The sequence below is a fragment of the Nocardioides sp. genome, assembly GCF_035429765.1.
In the GTDB taxonomy this organism is placed as follows: domain Bacteria; phylum Actinomycetota; class Actinomycetes; order Propionibacteriales; family Nocardioidaceae; genus Nocardioides.
The window spans coordinates 1-24,471 of record NZ_DAOMFK010000006.1; the positions used below are offsets into that span (position 1 = coordinate 1).

Here is a 24,471-nt window from a genome sequence, read left to right on the forward strand (position 1 = left end):
TTGCCGTTGACCGGGGCGAAGCGGCGGATGTCCACACCGGTCGGGTCGGTCGTCGGCGCCCCCTCCACGATCCCCGCGGCCGGCGCCCGGCCCGCGCCGCCGGCCGAGGCGATGCCGACCGAGTTGAAGCCGGCGCCGACGAAGAAGCCTCGCAGCTCGGGCGCCTCCCCCAGCAGGAACTGGTTGTCGGGGGTGAAGCTCTCCGGGCCGTTGTAGAACTTGCGGATCCCGGTCTCCTCCAGGGCCGGGATCCGCAGCAGGGCCTCGTCCATCAGCACGGAGAAGTGCTCCCAGTCCTCCTCCAGGAGCTGGAACTCGAACGGGTACGGGATCCGGTCTGGCGCCACCCACGGCTTGGCCTCGGGCTCGAACCCGCCGATCACCAGCCCGCCGACCTCCTCCTTGAAGTAGGTGTAGCCGTCCGGGTCGCGCATGATCGGCAGGTCGGGGTGCAGCCCGGCCAGCTGGTCGGTGACCACGTAGAAGTGCTCCGCCGAGTGCAGCGGCACCGTCACGCCGACCAGGTCGCCCAGCGCCTTCGCCCACTGGCCGGCGCAGTTGACCACCACCTCGGCCTCGATGTCGCCGTGGTCGGTGCGCACCCCGGTCACGCGGCGCTCCCTGCCGTTCTCGGCGGTGGTGAACCCGGTGACCCGGACACCCTCGAGCACCCGAGCCCCGCGCTGCCTGGCCCCCTTGGCCAGGGACTGGGTGAGGTCGGTGGGGTTGACCTTGCCGTCGCCGGGCAGCCAGATCGCGCCCAGCAGGTCGTCGGTGCGCATCACCGGCCACTTCTCCCCCGCCTCCTCCGGGGTCAGCATCCGGCACTCCATGTCGTACGCCGCTGCGTTCGCCGCGGTCCGGCGCAGCGCGACCATCCGCTCCTCGGTGCGGGCCACGATCACGCCACCCACCTGCCGGTAGCCGGTGGCCAGCCCGGTCTCGGCCTCCAGCTGGTCATAGAGCTCCGCGGAGTACTGCACCAGGCGGGTGCCGCCCTCGGTGGCCCGCAACGGCCCCACCAGGCCGGCCGCGTGCCACGTCGTGCCGCCGGAGAGGTGGCCCTGCTCCAGAAGGACCACGTCGGTCCAGCCGGCGCGGGTCAGGTGGTAGGCGGTCGAGGTGCCGATCACCCCGCCGCCCACGACGACCACCCGGGCCCGGGTCGGGAGGGTGCCCGCGGTCTCAGTCATCGGCCGCCACCTCGTCGAGGAGCCGGGAGAAGCCGGCCCCGGTGAACGTGCGGGCGGCCTTCTCGAATCGGTGCATCCCCCACGCGTGGAAGTCGTAGTCGATCGGGCTCGACGCGGCCTGGATGAACCCCCACAACGACCAGCCGTACTCGCTGCACAGCGAGCCGAGCCGCACCCGCGCCAGGTCGCGGCGGCGCAGCCTGCCGAAGTACGCCTCCGTCCACGCCTCGGTCATCTCCGGGGTGAACTCGCACTCGGTGGCGGTGTTCCCCAGCTCGAAGCAGGGGTCGTTCATGCCGGAGTACTCGTAGTCGATCAGCCAGACCTGCTCGCCGTCGTCGATGAAGTTGCCGGCCAGCAGGTCGTTGTTGCAGGGCACCAGATCCGCGGGCCGGGCCGCGAGCGCGGCGCGCACGGAGCGGAACGCCGCCGCGTAGTCCTCGTAGCCCGCCGGCAGCGCGAACCCGCGCTCCCGGACGGTGGCCAGGTAGCCGGCCTGCCGCTGGAACATGTCGAACACGCCGGTGAAGCCCGGACCGGTGTGCAGCCGGCGGCAGGCGTCGGCGGCCCGGTTCAGCACCGCAGGGTCGGTGAACCGCTCGTCACTCAGGGCCTGACCGGGAAGGAAGCCGATCACCAGCACACCGAGATCCGGCCGGTAGTCGACCACAGCCGCCCCCACGCCCGCCTCCGCGGCCGCCCGCGTGTTCAGGTGCTCGGCGTCGCGGTCGATACCCAGCAGCGACGCGTCGCTGTGCGACGCCCGCACGACGTACACGCCCTGCGGGGTGGTGACCTTGAGGTTGCGGTTGGTCAGGCCCCCCGGCAGGTCCTCGACCAGACTCCGCCCGGCGAGGGCCGGAATCTGGTCGAGGACAGCCTCGAGGTCGGGGTCGGACACCACCGGCCGCTAGTCGAGCCGCTCGTCGAACGCCTGCAGGACGGCGTCGTCGATGGTGTGCTTGGGGCCGGTGAACCAGTTCTTCGCCGACACGTTCCACCAGATGGTCAGCAGCAGCAGCGCGCCCAGAGTGACGATCGGCGCGTAGTTGACGAACTTCCACTCGAAAGCGTCGTTGAAGGGGTTCGCCGCCGGGGTCGTGGGCATCATCAGGTAGAGCGACACGATGAGGATCTCGGCCACCGCGATGGGGTTCATCCACTTGTACTTCGACCCGTTGTTCCACGAACCCAGCTCGAACCGGCTCCCGTGCCGCCAGCGCAGCCAGATCGGGATGGCGAAGGCCAGGTAGAGGCCGATCACCGCGATCGAGGTCACCGCGTAGAAGGCCAGCGGCACCGGGGTGCCGTTCACGTCGACCTCGATGAGCGCGGGCAGGCTCAGCAGGGCGCTGACCACCCCGACCATGATCACCGCGTTCGCCGGCACCTTCGCCCGGGTGAGCTTCTGGAGGGTGCTCGAGCCGGGGATCGCCCCGTCCCGGCTGAACGCGAAGGTCATCCGGGAGGCGGAGGTCATGCACGAGGTGGCGCAGAAGAACTGGGCGGAGGCGGAGATGAACAGCACGAAGGTCGCCCAGTTCTGCCCCAGCGCCGACAGGAAGATCGGCTGGACCCCCAGCCCCGCCAGGGCGTTGTCCGGCTGGCCCTGGGCGTTGTCGGGGATCGCGAAGACGACGCACAGCAGCAGGATGTAGCCGCCGAGCACCGAGTACAGGATGGACTGCCAGATCCCCCTCGCTGCCGCGTTGGAGGCCTGCGCGGTCTCCTCCGACAGGTGCGCCGAGGCGTCGAAGCCGGTGATGGTGTACTGCGTCAGCAGGAACCCGAAGGGCACGATCGCGAACCAGAAGGCGACGCTGGTGGTGCTGCCGTCGGCGTACCCGGAGTTGTTGAAGCGCTCGGTGAACACGTAGCTGAACGACTGGTGCTGGTCGGGGATGAACAGCAGGATCAGCACGATCACCGACGCGCCGACGACGTGCCACCACACGGACACGTTGTTCATGATCGCCATCAGGTGCCCGCTGAAGATGTTGAGCAGCGACACCAGGGCCAGCACGATCACGAAGATCAGGAACACCCGGCCCAGCGAGTAGTTGCCGGCGTAGGAGTCGGAGTAGGTGCTGATCGTGAGGTCGATGAAGGTGGCGCAGCCGTAGGACACACCGGCGGTCACCGCGATCAGGCCGATCAGGTTCAGCCAGCCGGTGAAGAACCCGGCCGCCGGGCCGCCCAGCTTGGCCGCCCACCAGTAGATGCCTCCGGAGGTGGGGTACGCCGAGACCAGCTCGCTCATCGTGAAGCCGATGAGCAGGATGAACAGGCCGAGGATCGGCCAGGACCAGGAGATGGAGATCGGACCGCCATTGTTGAACCCGGCGCCGAAGTTGGTGAAGCATCCGGCAAGAATCGAGATGATCGAGAAGGAGATCGCGAAGTTGGAGAAGCCGGACCACGACCGGTTCAGCTCCTGCTTGTACCCGAGTTTGGCCAGCATCTTCTCGTCTTCAGACAGATGTTCCTCGATGTGTTCGTGACCTTCGGGCATCAGTGCACCTCTCGGGAGCGGTAGCGAACGAATGCCCGGAAGGCTAGACCTGGGGATCACGGCCCGTAAAGGGCCGACACGCAAAATGGTTTGAACTCAGACCATTGACACTCTCGGCCTGGCATCCAAGACTGGCCCGCGTGACGGCCGACCCGCAGCAGCACCTCACCGCGGCGCTGCTGCGGCCGGTGCGCGGCCGCCACGCCTTCGAGGCGTGCGTGGAGCAGCTGGCCACCGCGATCCGGCTGGGGGTCTACCCCCTGGGCACCACCCTGCCCCCCGAGCGCGACCTGGCCGAGCGGCTGGGAGTCTCCCGGGCCACGCTGCGCGAGGCGATGGCGGCGCTGCGCGAGGCGGGGTTGGTGGAGACCCGCCGCGGCCGGGGCGGTGGCACGGTGGTCACGCTCAAGCCGAGGACCCCCTCGGCCCGCAAGGCCGCCCGCACCTCCCCCGAGCAGCGCGCGGAGTGGCTCGACGCCTTGGACTTCCGCCGCATCGTCGAGCCGGGCGCGGCGTACCTCGCCGCCTGCGCGGACCTGACCGCCGAGCAGCTCGCGCAGCTCGCCGCGGCCCACGACGCCGTGGCCGGGGCCGTGACGCGGGCGGCGCACCGGCAGGCCGACTCGCGCTTCCACCTGACCGTCGCGACGCTCAGCGGCTCCCGGCGGGCCATCGAGGCGGTCACCTCGGTGCAGGCCAGCCTGCACCAGATGCTGAACTCGATCCCGGTGCTGGGCACCAACATCAGCCACTCCGACCGGCAGCACCGGGCGCTGTGGCGGGCCATCGCCGACAGCAGGCCGGAGCGGGCCCGCACGGTGATGGAGGAGCACTGCGACGACACCGCCGCGCTGCTGCGCGGGCTGGTGGGATGACCGACCAAGGAAGAGAGCACCGATGAGCGCACCCAACGACCGCTACCTCACCCTCGACGGACTCCGCGGCCTGATCGAGGCCGGCGACGTCGACACGGTCGTGCTCGCCTTCACCGACATGCAGGGGCGGCTGCAGGGGAAACGGCTGCACGCACGCTACTTCCTCGACGTCGCCATGCAGTCGGGGACCGAGGGGTGCAACTACCTGCTCGCGGTCGACATCGACATGAACACCGTCGGAGGCTACGCCATCTCCTCCTGGGAGAGGGGCTACGGCGACATGGAGTTCGTCCCCGACTGGGACACCCTGCGGCTGCTGCCCCACCTGCCCGGCTCCGCCATGGTGCAGTGCGACCTGGTCTGGCTCGACCACTCCCCCGTGCTGCAGTCCCCCCGCACCGTGCTCAAGCACCAACTGGCGAGGGTCGCCGAGCGCGGCCTGGTCGCACTGGCCGGGACCGAGCTGGAGTTCATGGTCTTCCACACCAGCTTCGAGGACGCGCACCGGATGGGCTACCAGGGGCTGGAGCCCGTCAACCAGTACAACGTCGACTACTCGATCCTGGGCACCACCCGGATCGAGCCGCTGCTGAGGGACCTGCGCAACCACCTGTACGCCGCCGGCATGGACGTGGAGGGCGCCAAGGGCGAGTGCAACTTCGGCCAGCACGAGATCGGGTTCCTGTACGCCGACGCGCTGGTCACCGCGGACAACCACTCGGTCTACAAGACCGCCGCGAAGGAGATCGCCGCCCAGCACGGCAAGTCGCTCACGTTCATGCCCAAGTACAACGAGCGTGAGGGCAACTCCTGCCACATCCACCTGTCGCTGCGCGGCCGTGACGGCGACGTGGTCTTCTGGGACGGCGACTCGCGCTCGGCGCTCTACGACCACTTCGTCGCCGGGATCCTCGCCACCATGCGCGAGTTCACGATGCTCTACGCCCCCAACATCAACTCCTACAAGCGGTTCGCCGCAGGCTCCTTCGCCCCGACCGCGATCGCCTGGGGCCTGGACAACCGCACCTGCGCGGTCCGCCTGGTCGGCAAGGGCAAGAGCGCGCGCATGGAGAACCGGGTTCCCGGCGGCGACGTGAACCCGCACCTCGCGCTGGCGGCCATGCTCGCCGGGGGCCTGCACGGCATCGAGAACGAGCTCCCCCTGGAGGAGGAGCTCGTGGGCAACGCCTACGAGTCCGGGAAGCCGCGCGTGCCGCACACCCTCCACGAGGCGCGGGACGCGTTCGCCGGCTCCGCCGTCGCCCGGGCCGCCTTCGGGGACGAGGTCGTCGACCACTACACGAACATGGCCGACGTCGAGCTCGCGGCCTTCGACGCGGCGGTCACCGACTGGGAACGCTTCCGCAGCTTCGAGAGGATGTGACAGGTGCCCACGCACACCGTCGTCAGCCCGGTCACCGAGCAGCCGATCGCGGAGGTCCCCTCCTCGACGGCCGAGGAGACCGACGCCGCCATCGCGCGCGCCCAGGAGGCCTTCGGCCCCTGGCGGGAGGTGGCCCCGGGGGACCGCGCCCGGCTGCTGCGCGCCTTCGCCGCGGTCGTGGAGGACCACATCGAGGAGCTGGCGCAGCTGGAGGTCGCCAACTCCGGCCACACCATCGGCAACGCGCGCTGGGAGGCGGGCAACGTCAGGGACTGCCTCAACTACTACTCCGCCGCCCCCGAGCGGCTCTTCGGCCGTCAGATCCCGGTGCCCGGCGGCGTCGACCTGACCTTCCACGAGCCGTTGGGCGTGGTGTCGGTGATCGTCCCGTGGAACTTCCCGATGCCGATTGCGGGCTGGGGGTTCGCCCCCGCGCTGGCCGCCGGCAACACCGTGGTGGTGAAGCCGGCCGAGCTCACCCCGCTCACCGCGATCCGGCTCGGCGAGCTCGCCCTGGAGGCCGGTCTTCCCGAGGGGGTGCTCACCGTGATCCCGGGCAAGGGGTCGGTGGTGGGCCAGCGCTTCGTCGACAACCCGCTGGTGCGCAAGGTGTGCTTCACCGGCTCCACCGAGGTCGGCAAGCAGATCATGGCCGGCTGCGCGAACCAGGTGAAGCGGGTGACCCTGGAGCTGGGTGGCAAGAGCGCGAACATCGTCTTCGCCGACACCGACATCACCCGGGCGGCCGACCTCGCGCCGTACGGCGTCTTCGACAACGCCGGGCAGGACTGCTGCGCGCGGTCCCGGATCCTGGTCCAGCGCACGGCCTACGACGAGTTCGTCGGCCGGTTGGCCGAGTCGGTGCGCGGGCTGAGGGTGCTGGACCCGGCCGACGAGAGCAGCGAGATGGGTCCGCTCATCTCCGCCGGGCAGCGGGACTCGGTGCAGGCCTACATCGACGGCGCCTCGGTGGCCTTCACCGGCAGCTGCCCCCAGGGCCCGGGCTGGTGGCTGCCACCGACCGTGGTGGAGTCCCGGGCCACCGACGAGCGGGTCTGGCGCGAGGAGGTCTTCGGGCCGGTCGTCGCGGTGATGGCCTTCGACGACGAGGAGGAGGCGGTGGCGCTCGCCAACGACACCGAGTTCGGCCTCTCCGGGTCGATCTTCACCGACGACCTGGGCCGCGGGCTGCGGGTGGCGCGTGGCGTCGAGTCCGGCAACCTGTCGGTCAACAGCCACTCCTCGGTGCGCTACTGGACCCCGTTCGGCGGCTACAAGCAGTCCGGCCTCGGCCGTGAGCTCGGGCCGGACGCCCCGATGGCGTTCACCGAGGAGAAGAACGTCTTCATCTCCACCAGCTGAAAGGAAGCCTCATGTCAGGACGCCTTGCCGGAAAGGTGGCCGTGGTCACCGGCGGCTGCTCCGGGATCGGTCTGGCCACCGTCCGCCGCTTCGTCCAGGAGAACGCCCGCGTGGTCATCGGCGACATCGACGACGACCGGGGTGCGACTCTCGTCGCGGAGCTCGGTGGCGCCGACGTGGCGACGTACTGCCACGTCGACGTGACCTCCAAGGAGCAGGTCGACGCCCTGTTCCGGACCGCCAAGGACACCTACGGGTCGGTCGACGTGGCCTTCAACAACGCCGGCATCTCCCCGCCGCAGGACGACTCGATCCTCGACACCGACCTGGAGGCCTGGCGCCTGGTGCAGGAGGTCAACCTGACCAGCGTCTACCTGTGCTGCAAGGCGGCGCTCCCGTACATGCTCGAGCAGCGGTCGGGCTCGATCATCAACACCGCCTCCTTCGTGGCCGTGATGGGAGCGGCTACCTCGCAGATCTCCTACTCGGCGTCCAAGGGCGGTGTGCTGTCGATGAGCCGTGAGCTCGGCGTCCAGTTCGCCCGTGAGGGGGTGCGGGTCAACGCGCTGTGCCCCGGCCCGGTGAACACCCCGTTGCTGCGGGAGCTGTTCGCCAAGGACGCCGAGCGTGCCGCGCGGCGCCTGGTGCACGTGCCGATGGGCCGGTTCGGCGAGCCCGAGGAGATGGCCAACGCCGTGCTGTTCCTGGCCTCCGACGAGTCCAGCTTCATCACCGCCAGCACGTTCCTGGTCGACGGTGGGATCTCGGGCGCCTACGTGACCCCGCTGTGACCCCGCTGATCGGGCTGACCACCTACCGCGAGGACGCCGAGTGGGGGGTGTGGAGCCAGCGCGCCGACATCCTGCACAGCGAGTACGCCGACACGGTCGTCGCCGCCGGAGGGGCGCCCGTGCTGCTCCCGCCGGCCAGCGACGACCCCGGCGTGGCGGCCGCGGTGGTCGGTCGGCTCGACGGGTTGGTGGTCAGCGGCGGCGCGGACGTCGAGCCCGCCCGCTACGGCCAGCAGCCGCACCCCCGGACCGCGGCCTGGCGACCCGACCGTGACGCCTGGGAGCTGGCGCTGCTGGACGCCGCCGAGCAGGCGTCCCTGCCGGTGCTGGGTGTCTGCCGGGGCATGCAGCTGATGGCGGTCCGGGCGGGGGGAAGCCTCGACCAGCACACCCCCGACCTGGTCGGGGACGAGCGGCACTCCCCCGGCGGCCCCCAGTTCGGCCAGGTGTCCGTGGCCACGGTGGCCGGGTCCCGGATGCGGTTGCTGGTCGGCGCGGGGGTGAGCGTGGACTGCCACCACCACCAGTCGGTGCGCGAGCACCCCGGCTTCGTGGCCAGCGCGCACGCCGCCGACGGCACCCTCGAGGCCATGGAGCTGCCCGGGGACCGGTTCTGCGTCGCGGTGCAGTGGCACCCGGAGGTCGGCACCGAGCTGGCCCTGGTGCGCGGCCTGGTCGAGGCGGCGAGGGACCGTTCCGGCCGGCGCTGAGGCAGACTGCGCGCATGCACGCGAGTGAACGCCCGGCGGTCGAGACCGACGTCCTCGGCCCGCCGTACACGGTGGAGACCATCGTGCTCGCTCCCGACGCGGAGGGGGCGGTCGAGGCCAACCTGGTCCGGCTGGGCGCGGCGGCGCGGACCCGGCGGGCGGTGCTGCACCTGCACGGCTTCTGCGACTACTTCTTCCACACCGAGCTCGCCGAGTGGTGGGCCGCCCGCGGCTACGACTTCTACGCCCTCGACCTGCGCAAGTACGGCCGCTCGCTGCGCGAGCACCACACCCCGGGCTACGTCGAGGACATGGCGGAGTACTTCGAGGAGCTCGACGAGGCCTGGAGGCGGGTCACCGACCGAGACGGGCACGACCACGTGGTCCTCAGTGCGCACTCCACCGGCGGGCTGACCGCGGCGCTGTGGGCCGACTCGCGCCGACCCCGGGTCGCGGGCATGGTGCTCAACTCCCCCTGGGTCGACCTGCACGGGCCGTTCTGGCTGCGGCTGGGCTCGGGGGTGGTCAAGCAGCTCGGCTCCTACCGGCCCCGTCGGGAGATCCCGCGCAACGTGCTGGGTCTCTACGGGCGCAGCCTGCACCGGGCGCACGGCGGGGAGTGGGACTACGACCTGGCCTGGAAGCCGCTGGAGTCCTGGCCGATCTACGCCGGCTGGCTGCGCGCCGTACGCCGCGGGCACGCGCAGCTGCACGCCGGACTCGACGTCGGCTGCCCGGTCCTGGTGCTCACCTCCGGCGCCACGGCCCGCCCGACCGAGATGGAGGAGACCGTTCACACCCACGACATCGTGCTCGACGTGGCGCAGATCCGCAGGTGGTCGACCTCGCTGGGCCAGCACGTGACGGTGGTCGCCGTCCCCGGTGCCCGGCACGACGTGATGCTCTCCCGCCCCGAGCCCCGCGCGCGCGTCTACGAGCTGCTGGGCCGCTGGCACGACGCCTGGGTGTCCGGATCGGCGGGTCCGGCCACGGCCGGGACCGCGAGCGGCGATGATGAGGGTGTCACCAGTGATCCACGAAGGAGCAGGCAGCATGAGTGAGCAGCCCCCCGCCGGCTACGGCTACAACGCCCCGCCGCCACCGCCGGCCCAGCCCTCGGGCCCCCGGCCCGGTGAGCTCCTGGACCGGTTCGTCGCGCGGTTCCTCGACGGCATCGTGATCGGCATCGCCTACTTCGTGATCTCGTTCGTGCTCACCCCGGTCTTCCTGGGCGGGATCTACGACTCGTCGGCGGAGATCTTCTTCTTCAACGCCGTGCTGTCGGTGGTCTTCACGGCGGTCGCGCTCGGCTACTTCACCTACATGGAGTCCAGCCGCGGCCAGACCGTCGGCAAGATGGTGATGAAGCTGCGGACCGTGGGCCCGACCGGCGAGAACCCGACCAGGGAGCAGGCGTTGCGGCGCAACATCTTCTACGCCGCCGACCTGCTGATGGTGATCCCGTTCCTCGGCCCGCTGCTGGCCGGCGCCGTCAGCCTGGTCGCGGTGATCCTGATCGCCGTGGGCATCAACAACGACACGGTGAACCGGCAGGCCTGGCACGACCACTTCGCCGGCGAGACCCGCGTCCTCAAGATCGGCTGACCCGTCGCAGTTTTACCGCCGACCCGTCGCTGTTTTCCGCAGGAGCTGTGGACAACCCGGAAAACTGCGACGGGTCAGCGGAGGAAGACGGTGAGGGCCACCGCGCCCACGACCACGATCACCGCGCGCAGCATCCGGTCGGGCAGGCGGCGGCCGACGGTGGCGCCGAGCTGCCCGCCGGCCACCGCCCCGACCGCGATCAGGACGACCACCAGCCAGTCCACCTCGGCGACGGTGAGGAAGACCAGGCCCGCCACCCCGTTGACCAGGCTGGCCAGCACGTTCTTCAGGCCGTTGAGCCGTTGGAGTGTCTCGGGGACGCCGATGCCCATCACCGCCATCAGCAGCACACCCTGGGCCGCTCCGAAGTAGCCGCCGTACACCCCGGTCAGCGCCACGGCCGGCCACACCCACCACGCCCCCATCTCGGGCAGCCCGCCCAGGTGCTCGTGGCGGGCGCTGACCCACGCGGTGATCCTGGTCTGGAAGACCACCAGCAGGATGCCCAGCAGGATGAGAGCCGGCACGATCGCCTCGAACGCCGAGGGCGGGAGGGCGAGCAGAAGGACGGCACCCACCAGGCCACCGAGGAGGGAGGCCGTGCCGAGCCGCAGGATCCGGGCCCGCTGCCCCTGCAGCTCACGCCGGTAGCCCCAGGCCCCGGAGATCGACCCGGGCACCAGGCCGAGCGTGTTGGAGACGTTGGCGGTCACCGGCGGGATGCCCACGGCGAGCAGCGTCGGGAAGGTGATCAAGGTCCCGGACCCGACCACCGTGTTGATCGTGCCTGCGGCGAGACCGGCGAGAAGGATCGCGACGGCTTCGAGCGGGGTCACGGGGCGGGCGAGCCGCCCGGGTCGTCGGGGTCGACCGGCGGCAGGCCGCCGACTGCGCCGCCACCCAGCGGCTCACTGGGGTTGGCGGCGTGGCGCGCCTCGGCGATCGCCGCCTCGACCTCCGCGTTGGTCTTGGACAGCTCCGGGTCCACCCCCGACGACCCCTGCAGCTCGATGCGCTCCGTGCTGCCCATGTCCACCCGCACCCGTGGCGTGGCGTCCTGGGGGATGCCCTGCAGCTGGGTCATCGTCGACCCCAGGCCCTCGAGCGCCTTGCCGATCTCCGACGGCACGATCCACACCTTGTTGGCGTCGCCGGCGGCGATGCGGGGCAGCATCTGGAGGTACTGGTAGGCCAGCAGCGACTGGTCGGGCTGGCCGTCGTGGATGGCCTGGAACACCGTCTGGATCGCCTGCCCCTCACCCTGGGCCCGCAGGATCGCGGCCTCCCGGTCGGCCTGCGCACGCAGGATCTGCGACTCGCGGGCGCCCTCGGCGGAGAGGATCGCGGCCTGCTTGTCGCCCTCGGCGGTGAGGATCGCCGACTGTCGCTGCCCCTCGGCGGTGAGGATCGCGGCCCGCTTGTCGCGGTCGGCGCGCATCTGCTTCTCCATCGAGTCCTTGATGGTGAGCGGCGGGTCGATGCCCTTCAGCTCCACCCGGTTGACGCGGATCCCCCACTTGCCGGTGGCCTCGTCGAGGACCCCCCGAAGCCCGGAGTTGATCTGGTCGCGGCTGGTCAACGTCTCCTCGAGGTCCATGCCGCCGACGATGTTGCGCAGCGTGGTCATCGTCAGCTGCTCGATCGCCTGGATGTAGTTGGCGATCTCGTACGTCGCCGCGACGGGGTCGGTGACCTGGAAGTAGATGACGGTGTCGATCGAGACGACCAGGTTGTCCTCGGTGATCACCGGCTGGGGCGGGAAGCTGACGACCTGCTCACGCAGGTCGATCAGGTAGCGCACCCGGTCCACGAAGGGCACGACCACGTTGAGACCGGCCGGGAGGGTCTGCTTGAACTTGCCGAACCGTTCGACGATGCCGGCCCGGGCCTGCGGGACGATCCGCACGGTCTTGGCGAGCAGGACGATGACGAAGAAGAACAGCAGAACGACCAGGACCAGGATGCCGATCTCCATGGACGCTCCTCTCGAGTAGGTGGGGTCAGGCTTCGAGCGTGGGGACGGGATGGACGTACGCCGTGGCGCCGCGGATCTCCAGCACCTCGACCACCTGGCCGGGCTGGAGGGTCAGGGTGTGGTCGTAGGGCTGGGCCGACCAGATCTCGCCGTCGAGGCGGACCCGGCCGGTCTGCAGCGCGGAGACCGTCTCGGTGACCACCCCCTGGTGGCCGAGGAGCTTGTCGTGGCCCAGGGTCAGGTCGGGGCCGCTGTGCAGGCGGCGCACCATCGACGGGCGGACCAGGGCGAGCGCCGCCACCGAGGCTCCGGCGGCCAGCACGACCTGCACCCCGACGGGGAGTCCCAGCAGCGCGGCCACCATGCCGACCAGCGCGCCGCCGGCGAGCATGATCAGCACCAGGTCCAGGCTGACCATCTCGGCCAGCCCGAGGACGATGGCCGCGCCGAGCCACGCCGCCCACACGTGGGTGCGTAGCCAGTCGAGGAACTCCATGCGACGACCCTATCCGGTGGCCGGAGCGTCGTCCGGGTGGTCACCCGGCGCGGTGGCGAGTCTCCCGGCGGGCGGCGTAGCGACCGTCCGCGGCGGTCACCACCAACGGCATGCCGAACGTCGCGGAGAGATGCTCCTGGGTCAGCACCTCCTCGAGCGGGCCACCGGCGACCACGTGGCCGCCGCGCAGCAGCAGGCCGTGGGTGAAGCCCGGCGGGATCTCCTCGACGTGGTGGGAGACCAGGACGGTCGCGGGTGCCAACGGGTCGAAGGCCAGCCGGGACAGCGTCGCCACCAGGTCCTCGCGGCCACCGAGGTCCAGGCCGGCCGCGGGCTCGTCGAGCAGCAGCAGCTCCGGGTCGGCCATCAGCGCCCGAGCGATCTGCACCCGCTTGCGCTCGCCCTCGCTGAGGGTGCCGAAGGTACGGTCCGCGAGCACGACGACGCCCAGCTCGACCAGCAGCTCCTCTGCCCGCGAGTGGTCCAGCTCGTGGTACTCCTCCCGCCAGCGCCCGACCACGCCGTACGACGCGGACACGACGAGGTCGCGCACCCGCTCGTGCCGGGGGACCCGGTCGGCCAGGGCGGCGCTGGCCACGCCGATCCGGGGCCGCAGCTCGAAGACGTCGACCGTGCCGAGGACCTCGTCGAGGATCCCGGCCACACCGCTGGTGGGATGGACCTGCGCGGCCGCGACCTGCAGCAGCGTGGTCTTGCCGGCGCCGTTGGGCCCGAGCACGACCCAGCGCTCGTCCTCCTCGACGGTCCACGAGACCGAGTCGAGCAGGACCGAGTCGCCTCGCCGGACGGTGACGTCGGCGAACTCCAGCACGGCCATGGCGGCCACCCTACCGAGTGGCCAGGACCCGGCGGTCGGCGCCGGGCGGCGGCTGCGCGGCCTGCTGCGGAGCTAGCGCATCAGCGCGGAGCCGGCCGGCGAGTACACCGTGGTCAGCGCGAACATCATGCTCACCAGCAGCATGACGAGGAGTCCGGAGCGGGTGGTCGGTGGCATGGGTCCACTCTCGTCGCGCCGGGGACCCCCCGCTGGGGAACCGGGAGACCCGCCCCGGTGGTCCAGACCGGGGACGCCCGAGCCGACGTACGCCGCGCGCGTCCCTGCCGATAGCCTCGACGCCGATGACCGACCTCCCCCGCACCCTGCTCATCACCCTGACCGGCCACGACCGCCCCGGGGTGACCTCCCGGATCTTCGGCACGCTCGCCCAGGCGGGGGTCGAGGTGGTCGACATCGAGCAGATCGTGCTGCGCCAGCAGCTGGTGCTCGGGGTGCTGGTCACCGCCCCGAGGGACTGGCGGCGGCTGCGCCAGGACGTCCAGGACACCGCCGCCGCCCTCGGCATGCACGTCGAGGTGACCCGCGGGGTCGGAGACAACCTGCCCCGCGCTGGGGGCCGCTCGCACGTGACCATCATCGGGATGCCGCTGCGGGCCGGCGCGTTCGCCGCGATCGCCGGCCGGATCGCCGACTGCGGCGCCAACATCGACCGGATCGAGCGGATGGCCCGCTACCCGGTCACCGCCATCGACCTGCACGTCTCGGGCGCCGACCCCGAGCAGCTGCGGGCGGTGCTCGCCACCGAGGCCGCGCGCCAGGGCGTCGACATCGCGGTGCAGCCGGCGAGCCTGCTGCGCCGTGGCGCCCGTCTCATCGTCATGGACGTCGACTCGACCCTGGTCCAGGGCGAGGTGATCGAGATGCTCGCCGCCGAGGCGGGCTGCGAGGCGGAGGTGGGCCGCGTCACGGAGGCGGCCATGCGGGGCGAGCTCGACTTCGAGGAGTCGTTGCGGGCCCGGGTCGCCCTGCTCGCCGGTCTCGAGGAGTCCGCGCTGGACCGGGTCTACGACCGGATCGTGCTCGCCCCGGGCGCCCGCACGCTGGTCCGCACGCTGCGGCGGCTCGGCTACCGTTTCGCCCTGGTCTCGGGCGGGTTCAGCCAGATCACCGACCGGCTGGCTGCCGACCTGAAGGTCCACTACAGCCGGGCCAACGAGCTGGAGGTGGTCGACGGGCGGCTGACCGGCCGGATCGTCGGGCCCGTCGTCGACCGGGCGGGAAAGGCGGCGGCCCTGCGTGACTTCGCGGCCGAGGTCGGCGTCGAGGAGGAGTCGGTGGTCGCCATCGGCGACGGCGCCAACGACCTCGACATGCTCAGTGCCGCGGGGCTGGGCATCGCCTACAACGCCAAGCCGGTGGTGCGGGACGCGGCGGACACCGCAGTCAACGTGCCCTACCTCGACACGATCATGTACCTCCTGGGCATCAGCCGCGAGGAGGTCGAGGCCGCGGACGCCGCCGAGGGGTACGTGACGCCCGCTCCCCCGGTCTGACCCAGTACCTCAGCCGCGGCCGACGTGGTAGCCGGTCACCCGGGCGGTCGACCAGTCCAGCTCACCCCAGGTCCCGTCGTACTCGAACATCGCCAGGGCGCCGGCGGGGAAGTCGAGGACCATCTGGGTGCCCGCCTCCGGGTCGCCGTCACCGTCGTCGAGGAGCTGGGCGAGCGTCGCGATCGTGGGGTTGTGCCCCACCACCACCAGCGTGGCCACCTCGTCGGTGGTCTCCCGGATCAGGTCCAAGGCGGCCTCCGGACCGGCGGCGTACAGGCCCCGGTCCACGAGCGGGTCCACGGTCCAGCCGGCGGCGCGGGCCATCACCGTCCAGGTGCCGACGGCCCTGCTCGCCGCGGAGACCAGGGCCGCGTCGGGGACCACCCCCGCCTCACGCAGCCAGGCGCCGGCCTCGGCGGCGTCCTGCTCGCCGCTCCGGGTGAGCTGCCGCTCCAGGTCGGTGGCACCGGCCTGCTCGGCGCGGGCGTGCCGCATGGTGACGAGCCGGCGGGCGGGGAGCTCGGCCACGGTCAGGCCCCCATCGCGTGGAAGCCGCCGTCGACGTGCACGATCTCACCGGTGGTCGCGGGGAAGAGGTCCGAGAGCAGGGCGCAGACCGCCTTGGCCGTCGGCGTCTGGTCCTTCTCGTCCCAGCCCAGGGGAGCCCGGGTGGACCACATCGACTCGAGCTCCTCGAAGCCGGGGATCGCCTTGGCGGCCAGGGTCTTGAGCGGTCCGGCCGAGACCAGGTTGACCCGGATCCCGTCCGGGCCCAGGTCGCGGGCCAGGTAGCGGGCGCACGACTCCAGGCCGGCCTTGGCGACCCCCATCCAGTCGTACGCCGGCCAGGCGGTCGTGGCGTCGAAGGTCAGGCCCACGACCGAGCCGCCGGGTCCCATCAGGGGCCGGCAGGCCACCGCGAGCGACTTCAAGGAGTACGCCGACACCTGGACCGCCTGGGCGACGTCCTCCCACGGGCCGTCCAGGAAGCGGCCGCCCAGCAGCGTCTCGGGGTTGCCGTAGGCGATGGAGTGCACCACGCCGTCGAGACCGTCGACGTGCTCGGTGACCAGCCCGGCCAGCCGGTCGAGGTGCTCGGGGTCGGTGACGTCCAGCTCCAGCACCGGGGGCTCGACCGGCAGCCGCCGGGCGATGCGCCGGGTGATCCCCAGTGCCCGGCCGAAGTTCGAGATCAGCACCGTGGCCCCCTGCTCCTGGGCCACCCGCGCGACCGCGAAGCCGATGGAGGAGTCCATGGTGACCCCCGCCACCAGGATCCGCTTGCCCTCCAGAATCCCCATGCGTCGTCCCTTCCTCGATGGCGCCGTCGCGTGCACGAACGACTCAGTGCCCCATGCCCAGACCGCCGTCGACCGGGATCACCGCACCGGTCACGTACGCCGCCCCGTCAGAGGCGAGCCAGGTGACGGCGGAGGCGATCTCCGTGGGCGTGGCGTACCGGCCCAGCGGCACCTGGCTCCGGATGGCCGCGCGCTGCTCCTCGGTGAGCGCCTCGGTCATGTCGGTCTCCACGAAGCCGGGCGCCACGACGTTGGCGGTGATCGACCGCGAGCCGAGCTCACGGGCCAGGGACCGCGCCATCCCCACCAGCCCGGCCTTGGAGGCGGCGTAGTTGACCTGCCCGGCGGACCCCAGCAGGCCCACCACCGAGGAGATCAGCACGATCCGCCCGCGCCGGAGCCGAAGCATGCCCCGGGCGCCCCTGCGGACCACGCGGAAGGCGCCGGTGAGGTTGGTGTCCAGCACCGCCGCCCAGTCCTCCTCGCTCATCCGCAGCAGCAGGGTGTCGCGGGTGATGCCGGCGTTCGCGACCAGCACCTCGACCGGGCCGTGCGCGGCCTCGACCTCGGCGACCGCCGCGTCCACCGCGGCGGGGTCGGTCACGTCGCAGCGCACGTCCAGGGCGCCCGCCGGCGCACCGCCGTGCCGGGGGGTGACCGCGACCCGGTCGCCGAGCTCGAGGAACGCCTCGGCCACGGCCCGGCCGATGCCACGGTTGCCGCCGGTGACCAGCACCGAGCGGGCGGACGGATCGGGGGATGAGGTGCTCACGGTGCCCGACGCTAGCGATTACCGCGCGGTAGACGAAAGCGGCTCACTCGTCCTCGAGCCGGAACCCGATCTTCATGCCCACCTGGAAGTGCTGGACGGCCCCGTCGACGATCGCGCCCCGGATCTGGGTCACCTCGAACCAGTCGAGGTGGCGCAGGGTCTCCCCCGCCCGCTCGATGCCGTTGCGGATCGCCTGGTCGACGCCCTCGGGGGACGTGCCGACGATCTCGGTCACGCGGTAGGTCCGGTTGCTCATGGGTGGCCTCCAGGGGTGCAGGGACGGGTCTGTCCCGATCGTAGCGACGTACGATGGACGCCATGGCCGACCGGCAGAAGCGCCGCGACGACGACGCGATCCGGATCACCACGGCGGCGCCCAGCCGTCGCGAGGACACCGCCGCGCGTCAGCGCCGCTACCTCTACTCCATGGGGGTGCGCACGGCGTGCTTCATCGGGGCGGTCGTCGTCGGTCCGGGCTGGGTGCGCTGGGTGCTGATCGCCGGGGCGGTCCTGCTGCCGTACGTCGCGGTGGTCGCCGCCAACGCCCTCGGCGGACACCCCGAGGGCACCGAGCTGCCCGGGGCCGCGACGGACGTGCGCCACCTCGAGAACCCGCGCTGAGCGCCCTTGGGCCGCCGTGCCGCGCGTGCAACAATGGAAGACTGCGGCCCAGTCTCCCCCGTCTGGGTGCGCACGAGGTGCCGGACGACTCCCCCCGTGGTTGTCCGGCACCTTCCTCCTCAGCCCCCGATCGCCGACATCGGCCGGTCCGGCTGGAGGAATGTCGGGTCGTCGATGCCGTGACCGGCCCGCTTGCCCCGCATCGCCACCACCCAGCGGTCGGCGATCTGCTCGTCGCTGGCGCCCGCGCGCAGCGCCGTGCGCAGGTCGGACTCCTCCCGTGCGAAGAGACAGTTGCGGACCTGTCCGTCCGCGGTGAGGCGGACCCGGTCGCAGTCGCCGCAGAACGGCCGGGTCACCGAGGCGATCACGCCCACCGTGGCGGGCCCGCCGTCGACCAGGAAGAGCTCGGCCGGCGCGCTGCCGCGCGGCTCCCGGGCCGGGGTGAGGGTGAACTCCCGCTCGAGGGCGGCGAGGATCTCCGCGGCCACGATCATCTCGGTACGCCGCCAGCGGTGCTGCGCGTCCAGCGGCATCTGCTCGATGAAGCGCAGCTGGTAGCCCTCGGCGATCGCCCAGCGGAGGAGCTCGGGCCCCTGGTCGTCGTTGACTCCGCGCAGCAGGACGGCGTTCACCTTGATGGGGCCCAGGTCGGCGGCGCGGGCCGCGGCCAGCCCCTCCAGCACGTCCTCGAGCCGCTGCCGGCGGGCGATCTGCGCGAAGGTCTCGGGCCGCAGGCTGTCGAGGCTCACGTTGACCCGGTCCAGCCCGGCCTGCGCGAGCGTGCCTGCGACCCGGGAGAGACCCAGGGCGTTGGTGGTCAGTGAGAGCTGAAGGTCGGGTCCGGCCTCGCGGACGCCTCGGATGATGCCGGGGAGTCCCCGGCGCACCAGCGGCTCTCCACCGGTGAAGCGCACCTCACGGATGCCCAGGAGCCGGACACCGATCCCGACCAGGCGCACCACCTCGTCGTCGGTGAGCACCGTCTCGTCCGGCAGCCACTCCAGACCCTCGGGGGGCATGCAGTAGGAGCAGCGCAGGTTGCACCGGTCGGTCAGGGAGACCCGCAGATCGGTCGCCACCCGGCCGTAGCGGTCCCCCAGCGCGCGCGTCGTCACCCGGTCGAGTCTAGGCCCCCGGAGGTCGATTTCCCTCGGTCGCACCCGGACCGGGTGGGGCTGGGGTGCTCGTCTACCCTCGACCGCGTGCGTTCCCTGAGGTTCCTGGCGAGCCGCCGCTGGATCCTGTTCGCCGTGGTGGTGGTCCTGCTGACCTATCTGGCCTGGTGGCTCGGGCAGTGGCAGTTCCACCGGCTCGCGGAGCGCAAGGAGAGCAACGCGATCACGCTGCGCAACGAGGACGCCTCCCCCCTGCCCGTGGAGCAGGTGCTGGCGGTCGACCGAGAGGTGTCCGACCAGGACGAGTGGCGGCTGGTCGAGGCGACCGGCACCTACGCGCCGGAGGACACCGTCATCGTGCGGTACCGGACCTACAAGGGCACCTCGGGCGTCGAGGTGGTGGTGCCGCTGGTGCTGCCCGACGGCACCTCCCTCCTCGTCGACCGCGGCTGGACGATGAGCGACAACGTCGGCGGCGCCTCGCCCGACGACGTGCCCGCCCCGCCCACCGGGCAGGTGCACGTGCTCGGGTGGGTGCGGGCCGACGCCACCGGGGACTCCACGGCGGTCACCGACGGCTCCACCCGCGCGGTCTCGAGCGTCGCGATCGGGGAGGCTCTCGACCGGCCGGTGCTGGGCGGCTTCGTGAACCTCAAGTCGGAGGACCCCGAGGCGGAGGTGCAGCTGACGCAGGTGGAGCTGCCCGACCTGGGCAACGGCCCGCACTTCTTCTACGGGCTCCAGTGGTGGTTCTTCGGGGCGCTGGCCGTCTTCGGCTTCTGCTACCTGGCCTTCGACGAGTGGCGCAAGGCCCGCCGCTGAGGCGCTGCGGCTCAGGTGGTCGTGGCGAGCTCGGTGCGGAACTGGGTGCGGTACAGGTCGGCGTAGGTCCCGCCGGCCTCGAGCAGGCTGGCGTGGGTGCCGGTCTGGACGACGCGGCCCTGCTCGAGCACCACGATGAGGTCGGCGTGGCGCACGGTGGAGAGCCGGTGCGCGATCACCAGCGAGGTCCGTCCGGTGAGCGCGGCGTCCAGGGCGCGCTGCACGGCGGCCTCGGACTCGCTGTCCAGGTGCGCCGTCGCCTCGTCCAGGACGACGATCGCCGGCGCCTTGAGCAGCAGCCGGGCGATCGCCAGGCGCTGCCGCTCCCCGCCAGAGAGCCGGTAGCCACGGTCCCCGACCACGGTGTCGAGCCCCTCTGGGAGGCGGCGGACGAGGTCGGCGATCTGGGCGGCCTCCAGCGCCTCCCACACCTGGGCGTCGCTGGCGCCGGGCCGGGCGTAGAGCAGGTTGGCCCGGATGGTGTCGTGGAACATGTGGGCGTCTTGGGTGACGTAGCCGACCGCGTCCTCCAGGGAGTCCAGGGTCACCTCGCGCACGTCCTGGTCCCCGACCCGGACGGCGCCGGAGTCCACGTCGTACAGCCGGGCGACGAGGTGGGTGACGGTGGTCTTCCCGGCGCCCGAGGGTCCGACCAGGGCGACCATCCGGCCGGGCTCGGCGACGAAGCTGACGTCGGTCAGCACCGGTCCCCCCTCGCGGGACTCCTGCCGGGCCACCGACTCGAGGGAGGCCAGCGAGACGTCCTCGGCGCGGGGGTAGGCGAAGGAGACCGCGTCGAACTCCAGGCGCGCGGCCCCCGGGGACACGGGGGTCGCGTCGGGTGCCTCGGTGATCATCGAGGGGAGGTCCAGCACCTCGAAGACGCGCTCGAAGCTGACCAGGGCCGTCATCACGTCGATGCGCACGTTGGAGAGTCCCTGCAGCGGCCCCAGCAGCCGCATCAGCAGCGTCGCCAGCGCCAGCAGCGTGCCGACGCTGAGCGTGCCCGCGATCGCCAGGTGCCCTCCGACGCCGTAGACCAGGGCGGTGGCCAGCGCAGGCACCACCATCATGGTCGCCACGAAGATGCGGGTGATCAGCGAGATCCGCACGCCCAGGTCACGGACCCGACCGGCCTTGGCCGCGAACAGCGCATCCTCCTCCCCCCGGCGCCCGAAGAGCTTCAGCAGCATCGCCCCACCCACGTTGAAGCGCTCGGTCATCACGTTGCCCATGTCGGCGTTGCCGTCCATCTGCTCGCGGGTGAGCCCGGCGAGCCGGGTGCTGACCCAGCGTGAGGTCACCAGGGTCAGGGGGAAGAGGGCCAGGCAGAGCAGGGTCACCTCCCAGCTCAGGGCCAGCATCGCCACTCCGACGACGACCACCGAGATGACGTTGGAGACGGTGCTGGAGAGCGTGGAGGTGAAGGCGCGCTGGGCCCCGATCACGTCGTTGTTGAGACGCGAGACCAGCGCACCGGTCTGGGTGCGCGTGAAGAACGCCAGCGACTGGCGCTGGACGTGGGCGAAGACCTGGGTCCGCAGGTCGTAGATCAGCCCCTCACCGATCCGCGAGGACAAGAACCCGGTCGCCACGGTGAGGAGGGCGCCCAGCACCGCGGTGGCCGCCATGGCGAGGGCCAGCACCGTCACCAGGGTCGAGTCCTGCTTGAGCACCCCGTCGTCGATGATGCGCTGGACCAGCAGCGGGGTGACCACGACCAGCCCGGCGTCGACGACGGTCAGCGAGAGGAACGCCGCGATCAGCCGGCGGTGGGGCCGGGCGAAGCCGAGCACGCGTCGGACCGTGCCTCGGTCCAGGCTGGACTTCACCGCCGACCGGTCTGCCCGCAGGTTGCGCCAGACCGGCCCCGTGCCGTGCATCGACACTCTCGACTCCTTCTCCGCCCTGCTCACGCCAACCCCGGCGCGCTCGGGATTGTTCCGAGTGGGGCACGTCTCAGGCCAGCGCGACCAGGTCCGCGTAGTCGGCCGACCACAGGTCCTCCACCCCGTCGGGGAGGATCAGCACCCGGTCCGGCTCCAGCGCGTGCACGGCACCCTCGTCGTGGGTGACCAGCACGATGGCGCCGCGGTAGCTGCGGATCGCGGCCAGCACCTCCTGCCTCGACGCGGGGTCGAGGTTGTTGGTCGGCTCGTCCAGCAGCAGGACGTTCGCGCTGGAGACCACCAGGATGGCCAGGGCGAGCCTGGTCTTCTCACCGCCCGAGAGCACCCCCGCCGGCTTGGTGGCGTCGTCCCCGGAGAAGAGGAAGGAGCCCAGCACGGAACGTGCCTCGGTGTCGCTGAGCTGGGGGGCGTTGGAGTGCAGGTTCTCCAGCACCGTCCGCGAGATGTCGAGCGTCTCGTGCTCCTGGGCGTAGTAGCCCAGCTTGAGGCCGTGCCCAGGGACCACCCGTCCGGTGTCGGGCTCGTCCAGCCCGGCCAGGATCCGCAGCAGCGTGGTCTTCCCGGCGCCGTTGAGGCCCAGGACGACCACACGAGAGCCCCGGTCGATGGCCAGGTCCACGTCGGTGAAGACCTCCAGCGAGCCGTAGGACTTCGACAGCTCCGCCGCGGTGAGCGGGGTCCGCCCGCACGGCGCGGGCTCGGGGAACGCGATCCGGGCGACCCGGTCCGCCCGGTGCTCGGCCTCCACTCCCGCCAGCAGCCGCTCGGCGCGCTTCATCATCGACTGGGCCGCCTGCGCCTTGGTGGCCTTGGCTCGCATCCGGTTGGCCTGGTCCATCAGGGTGGTGGCCTTGCGCTCGGCGCTCGCACGCTCGCGCTTGCGGCGCCGCTCGTCGTTCTCGCGCTGCGCAAGGTAGGCCCGCCACCCCATGTTGTAGACGTCGATCTCGGCCCGGTTGGCGTCCAGGTGCAGGACCCGGTTGACGGTGTCCTCCAGGAGCGCGGTGTCGTGGCTGATCACCACCAGCCCGCCGGGGAAGGCCTGGAGGAAGTCGCGCAGCCACACCACGGAGTCGGCGTCCAGGTGGTTGGTGGGTTCGTCGAGCAGCAGCGTCTCGGCCCCCGAGAAGAGGATCCGGGCGAGCTCGACACGCCGCCGCTGACCTCCCGACAGCGTCTTGAGCGGCTGACCGAGCAGCCGCTCGGCGATGCCCAGCGAGGCGGCGATCCGGGCGGCCTCGGACTCGGCGGCGTACCCGCCCCCCGCATGCAGCTCGCTGTCGGCGCGGCTGTACCGTCGCATCCCCCGCTCCCGGACCGCCGGGTCGTCGCTGGCCATGTCGTGCTCGGCCCGCCGGAGCTTCCGGACCACCTCGTCCAGGCCCCGGGCGGACAGGATCCGGTCGCGGGCCAGCTGCTCGGGGTCTCCGGAGCGGGGGTCCTGCGGGAGGTACCCGACGTCCCCGGTCGCGTGCACCGTCCCGGCGGCCGGGAGCGCCTCCCCGGCCAGGATGCGGGTGAGCGTGGTCTTCCCCGCCCCGTTGCGTCCCACCAGCCCGATCTTGTCGCCCGCGGCGACCCGGAAGGTGACCCGGTCCATCAGCAGACGAGCCCCGGCGCGGACTTCGAGCTGTTGGGCGGTGATCATCAGGCTCAGTAGTCTACGAGCCGGGACACCGGAGCCTGCAGCACCACCGCGGCAGGCTCCGACGGCGGGAGAGGACCAGACCCCATGCGTTTCAACCCGAAGGCCAGGCTCGACACCGGGCGGGTGCGTGACTCAGGCCGTGGCGGTGGCGGGGGTGGCTCGATGGGACTCCCGATCCCCGGCGGCAAGATGGCCGGCGGGGGCGCCGGGGCGGTGATCATGCTGCTGCTGTTCCTCGTGCTCGCGATGTGCGGTGGGATCGACCTCGGCGGTGGCGGCGGCACCGGGAGCGGCGGTGCCTTCGACACCAGCCGGATGGCGGAGTCGGACACCAACCGCTACGAGAACTGCCAGACCGGAGCCGATGCGCAGAGCGACCCGGACTGCGCACGGGTGGCGGTGGAGAACTCGCTGTACGACTACTGGTCCGGAGCGCTGGGCGGCGACTTCCGGCCTGCCACGATGCAGACGTTCACGGGCTCGGTGAGTACGGCGTGCGGCGCCGCCACCTCGCAGGTCGGCCCGTTCTACTGCCCCGCCGACCAGGTCATCTACCTCGACACCTCGTTCTTCGCCCAGGTGCTCGAGGGGCAGCTCGGGGGGCCGGGCGGCGACTTCGTGGAGCCCTACGTGATCGGCCACGAGTACGGCCACCACATCCAGAACCTGCTCGGCACGATGGGGCGGGTGCGCACCCAGCAGGGGCCGCGCAGCGACGCCGTGCGCCTGGAGCTGCAGGCGGACTGCTACGCCGGCCTGTGGACCAGGTCCGCGACGACCACCCAGGACGCAGACGGCAACGTGCTGATCTCCGAGCTCACCGAGCAGGACATCCGCCAGGCCATCGCGGCCGCGGCGGCCGTCGGCGACGACCGGATCCAGCAGAAGACGCAGGGTCAGGTGACGGAGGAGACGTGGACGCACGGCTCGGCGGAGTCTCGGGTGCGCTGGTTCCGGACCGGGTACGAGTCCGGGAGCCTCAAGGCGTGCGACACCTGGGCGGTCGACACCCCCTGAGCAGCCG

Annotated in this window: 25 protein-coding genes; 11 read left to right on the top strand and 14 right to left on the bottom strand. The window is 71.7% G+C overall.

Annotated elements, in window-relative coordinates:
* The 3 genes from PLP61_RS01275 to PLP61_RS01285 form a co-directional block, all read right to left on the bottom strand.
* A partial coding sequence (locus tag PLP61_RS01275) for an NAD(P)/FAD-dependent oxidoreductase (RefSeq protein ID WP_324499583.1) occupies window positions 1-1,193 on the bottom strand: 1,193 nt, incomplete at its 3' end.
* Window positions 1,186-2,094, bottom strand: a complete 909-nt coding sequence (locus tag PLP61_RS01280; RefSeq protein ID WP_324499585.1) for a phosphotransferase — start codon at window positions 2,092-2,094, stop codon at window positions 1,186-1,188. The genes PLP61_RS01280 and PLP61_RS01275, both read right to left, overlap by 8 nt.
* A 9-nt stretch (window positions 2,095-2,103) precedes the next feature.
* Window positions 2,104-3,654 (bottom strand): amino acid permease, encoded by a 1,551-nt coding sequence (locus PLP61_RS01285; protein ID WP_324499587.1) that lies wholly within the window; start codon window positions 3,652-3,654, stop codon window positions 2,104-2,106.
* 191 nt (window positions 3,655-3,845) lie between these two features.
* Here PLP61_RS01285 and PLP61_RS01290 point away from each other — a divergent pair, with 191 nt between their 5' ends.
* From PLP61_RS01290 to PLP61_RS01320, 7 genes are read left to right on the top strand one after another with little or no spacing between them, the layout of a single operon-like run.
* Entirely contained in the window at window positions 3,846-4,580 is a 735-nt protein-coding gene (locus tag PLP61_RS01290; RefSeq protein WP_324499589.1) for a FadR/GntR family transcriptional regulator, read from the top strand.
* Window positions 4,581-4,602: 22 nt separating this feature from the next.
* Entirely contained in the window at window positions 4,603-5,964 is a 1,362-nt protein-coding gene (locus PLP61_RS01295; protein ID WP_324499591.1) for a glutamine synthetase family protein, read from the top strand.
* Between the two features lie 3 nt (window positions 5,965-5,967).
* The gene (locus tag PLP61_RS01300) at window positions 5,968-7,326 is read left to right on the top strand and encodes an aldehyde dehydrogenase family protein (RefSeq protein WP_324499593.1); all 1,359 of its coding nucleotides are present in this window, start codon (window positions 5,968-5,970) and stop codon (window positions 7,324-7,326) included.
* A gap of 11 nt (window positions 7,327-7,337) precedes the next feature.
* The gene (locus PLP61_RS01305) at window positions 7,338-8,117 is read left to right on the top strand and encodes a 3-oxoacyl-ACP reductase (RefSeq protein WP_324499595.1); all 780 of its coding nucleotides are present in this window, start codon (window positions 7,338-7,340) and stop codon (window positions 8,115-8,117) included.
* Window positions 8,114-8,827: a gamma-glutamyl-gamma-aminobutyrate hydrolase family protein gene (locus tag PLP61_RS01310; RefSeq protein ID WP_324499596.1), complete on the top strand. Its 714-nt coding sequence runs from the start codon at window positions 8,114-8,116 to the stop codon at window positions 8,825-8,827. The genes PLP61_RS01305 and PLP61_RS01310 overlap by 4 nt, the downstream gene beginning before the upstream one ends.
* 14 nt (window positions 8,828-8,841) lie before the next feature.
* The gene (locus tag PLP61_RS01315; RefSeq protein WP_324499598.1) at window positions 8,842-9,888 is read left to right on the top strand and encodes an alpha/beta hydrolase; all 1,047 of its coding nucleotides are present in this window, start codon (window positions 8,842-8,844) and stop codon (window positions 9,886-9,888) included.
* Window positions 9,881-10,432, top strand: a complete 552-nt coding sequence (locus PLP61_RS01320) for an RDD family protein (protein ID WP_324499600.1) — start codon at window positions 9,881-9,883, stop codon at window positions 10,430-10,432. The genes PLP61_RS01315 and PLP61_RS01320 overlap by 8 nt, the downstream gene beginning before the upstream one ends.
* A 74-nt stretch (window positions 10,433-10,506) precedes the next feature.
* Here the strand turns inward: PLP61_RS01320 and PLP61_RS01325 are convergent, their stop codons facing one another.
* From PLP61_RS01325 to PLP61_RS01340, 4 genes are read right to left on the bottom strand one after another with little or no spacing between them, the layout of a single operon-like run.
* Window positions 10,507-11,268: a sulfite exporter TauE/SafE family protein gene (locus PLP61_RS01325; RefSeq protein ID WP_324499602.1), complete on the bottom strand. Its 762-nt coding sequence runs from the start codon at window positions 11,266-11,268 to the stop codon at window positions 10,507-10,509.
* Window positions 11,265-12,407, bottom strand: coding sequence for an SPFH domain-containing protein (locus PLP61_RS01330; RefSeq protein ID WP_324499604.1), 1,143 nt, complete (start codon window positions 12,405-12,407; stop codon window positions 11,265-11,267). The genes PLP61_RS01325 and PLP61_RS01330 overlap by 4 nt, the downstream gene beginning before the upstream one ends.
* A 25-nt stretch (window positions 12,408-12,432) precedes the next feature.
* Complete coding sequence (locus tag PLP61_RS01335; protein ID WP_324499606.1) at window positions 12,433-12,903, bottom strand: NfeD family protein; 471 nt, start codon at window positions 12,901-12,903, stop codon at window positions 12,433-12,435.
* Window positions 12,904-12,943: 40 nt separating this feature from the next.
* Entirely contained in the window at window positions 12,944-13,741 is a 798-nt protein-coding gene (locus PLP61_RS01340) for an ABC transporter ATP-binding protein (protein WP_324499607.1), read from the bottom strand.
* A 302-nt stretch (window positions 13,742-14,043) separates the two neighbouring features.
* Here PLP61_RS01340 and serB point away from each other — a divergent pair, with 302 nt between their 5' ends.
* The gene (gene serB, locus PLP61_RS01345) at window positions 14,044-15,255 is read left to right on the top strand and encodes a phosphoserine phosphatase SerB (protein ID WP_324499609.1); all 1,212 of its coding nucleotides are present in this window, start codon (window positions 14,044-14,046) and stop codon (window positions 15,253-15,255) included.
* A 9-nt stretch (window positions 15,256-15,264) separates the two neighbouring features.
* Here the strand turns inward: serB and PLP61_RS01350 are convergent, their stop codons facing one another.
* From PLP61_RS01350 to PLP61_RS01365, 4 genes are read right to left on the bottom strand one after another with little or no spacing between them, the layout of a single operon-like run.
* A complete protein-coding gene (locus tag PLP61_RS01350; protein ID WP_324499611.1) occupies window positions 15,265-15,783 on the bottom strand; it encodes a SixA phosphatase family protein in 519 nt (172 codons plus the stop codon).
* 2 nt (window positions 15,784-15,785) lie between these two features.
* Complete coding sequence (fabI, locus tag PLP61_RS01355; protein ID WP_324499613.1) at window positions 15,786-16,556, bottom strand: enoyl-ACP reductase FabI; 771 nt, start codon at window positions 16,554-16,556, stop codon at window positions 15,786-15,788.
* 43 nt (window positions 16,557-16,599) lie between these two features.
* Window positions 16,600-17,328, bottom strand: coding sequence for a 3-oxoacyl-ACP reductase FabG (gene fabG, locus PLP61_RS01360; RefSeq protein WP_324499615.1), 729 nt, complete (start codon window positions 17,326-17,328; stop codon window positions 16,600-16,602).
* A 43-nt stretch (window positions 17,329-17,371) separates the two neighbouring features.
* The gene (locus tag PLP61_RS01365) at window positions 17,372-17,584 is read right to left on the bottom strand and encodes a dodecin (protein ID WP_324499617.1); all 213 of its coding nucleotides are present in this window, start codon (window positions 17,582-17,584) and stop codon (window positions 17,372-17,374) included.
* 62 nt (window positions 17,585-17,646) lie between these two features.
* Between PLP61_RS01365 and PLP61_RS01370 the strand changes: the two genes are divergently transcribed.
* On the top strand, window positions 17,647-17,949 hold the full coding sequence (locus PLP61_RS01370; RefSeq protein WP_324499619.1) for a DUF3099 domain-containing protein: 303 nt from the start codon (window positions 17,647-17,649) through the stop codon (window positions 17,947-17,949).
* 119 nt (window positions 17,950-18,068) lie between these two features.
* Here the strand turns inward: PLP61_RS01370 and moaA are convergent, their stop codons facing one another.
* The gene (gene moaA, locus PLP61_RS01375; RefSeq protein WP_324499621.1) at window positions 18,069-19,067 is read right to left on the bottom strand and encodes a GTP 3',8-cyclase MoaA; all 999 of its coding nucleotides are present in this window, start codon (window positions 19,065-19,067) and stop codon (window positions 18,069-18,071) included.
* 87 nt (window positions 19,068-19,154) lie between these two features.
* Here moaA and PLP61_RS01380 point away from each other — a divergent pair, with 87 nt between their 5' ends.
* Complete coding sequence (locus tag PLP61_RS01380) at window positions 19,155-19,889, top strand: SURF1 family cytochrome oxidase biogenesis protein (protein ID WP_324499623.1); 735 nt, start codon at window positions 19,155-19,157, stop codon at window positions 19,887-19,889.
* Window positions 19,890-19,900: 11 nt separating this feature from the next.
* Here PLP61_RS01380 and PLP61_RS01385 read toward each other — a convergent pair whose 3' ends face one another.
* Window positions 19,901-21,772 (bottom strand): ABC transporter ATP-binding protein, encoded by a 1,872-nt coding sequence (locus tag PLP61_RS01385; protein ID WP_324499671.1) that lies wholly within the window; start codon window positions 21,770-21,772, stop codon window positions 19,901-19,903.
* 76 nt (window positions 21,773-21,848) lie between these two features.
* Window positions 21,849-23,447 carry an ABC-F family ATP-binding cassette domain-containing protein gene (locus PLP61_RS01390; RefSeq protein ID WP_324499625.1) on the bottom strand — a complete coding sequence of 533 codons (1,599 nt, stop codon included), beginning with the start codon at window positions 23,445-23,447 and terminating at the stop codon, window positions 21,849-21,851.
* 84 nt (window positions 23,448-23,531) lie between these two features.
* Between PLP61_RS01390 and ypfJ the strand changes: the two genes are divergently transcribed.
* Entirely contained in the window at window positions 23,532-24,464 is a 933-nt protein-coding gene (gene ypfJ, locus PLP61_RS01395; RefSeq protein WP_324499627.1) for a KPN_02809 family neutral zinc metallopeptidase, read from the top strand.
* The last annotated feature ends 7 nt before the right edge of the window (window positions 24,465-24,471 follow it).

Excerpts from the sequence above, each read along its gene's own strand:
- PLP61_RS01285 (WP_324499587.1), bottom strand. The coding sequence starts at position 3,654 with ATGCTGGCCAAACTCGGGTACAAGCAGGAGCTGAACCGGTCGTGGTCC.
- PLP61_RS01295 (WP_324499591.1), top strand. The coding sequence starts at position 4,603 with ATGAGCGCACCCAACGACCGCTACCTCACCCTCGACGGACTCCGCGGC.
- PLP61_RS01305 (WP_324499595.1), top strand. The coding sequence starts at position 7,338 with ATGTCAGGACGCCTTGCCGGAAAGGTGGCCGTGGTCACCGGCGGCTGC.
- PLP61_RS01315 (WP_324499598.1), top strand. The coding sequence starts at position 8,842 with ATGCACGCGAGTGAACGCCCGGCGGTCGAGACCGACGTCCTCGGCCCG.
- PLP61_RS01320 (WP_324499600.1), top strand. The coding sequence starts at position 9,881 with ATGAGTGAGCAGCCCCCCGCCGGCTACGGCTACAACGCCCCGCCGCCA.
- PLP61_RS01330 (WP_324499604.1), bottom strand. The coding sequence starts at position 12,407 with ATGGAGATCGGCATCCTGGTCCTGGTCGTTCTGCTGTTCTTCTTCGTC.
- PLP61_RS01335 (WP_324499606.1), bottom strand. The coding sequence starts at position 12,903 with ATGGAGTTCCTCGACTGGCTACGCACCCACGTGTGGGCGGCGTGGCTC.
- PLP61_RS01340 (WP_324499607.1), bottom strand. The coding sequence starts at position 13,741 with ATGGCCGTGCTGGAGTTCGCCGACGTCACCGTCCGGCGAGGCGACTCG.
- serB (WP_324499609.1), top strand. The coding sequence starts at position 14,044 with ATGACCGACCTCCCCCGCACCCTGCTCATCACCCTGACCGGCCACGAC.
- fabI (WP_324499613.1), bottom strand. The coding sequence starts at position 16,556 with ATGGGGATTCTGGAGGGCAAGCGGATCCTGGTGGCGGGGGTCACCATG.
- PLP61_RS01365 (WP_324499617.1), bottom strand. The coding sequence starts at position 17,584 with ATGAGCAACCGGACCTACCGCGTGACCGAGATCGTCGGCACGTCCCCC.
- PLP61_RS01370 (WP_324499619.1), top strand. The coding sequence starts at position 17,647 with ATGGCCGACCGGCAGAAGCGCCGCGACGACGACGCGATCCGGATCACC.
- PLP61_RS01385 (WP_324499671.1), bottom strand. The coding sequence starts at position 21,772 with ATGCACGGCACGGGGCCGGTCTGGCGCAACCTGCGGGCAGACCGGTCG.
- PLP61_RS01390 (WP_324499625.1), bottom strand. The coding sequence starts at position 23,447 with ATGATCACCGCCCAACAGCTCGAAGTCCGCGCCGGGGCTCGTCTGCTG.
- ypfJ (WP_324499627.1), top strand. The coding sequence starts at position 23,532 with ATGCGTTTCAACCCGAAGGCCAGGCTCGACACCGGGCGGGTGCGTGAC.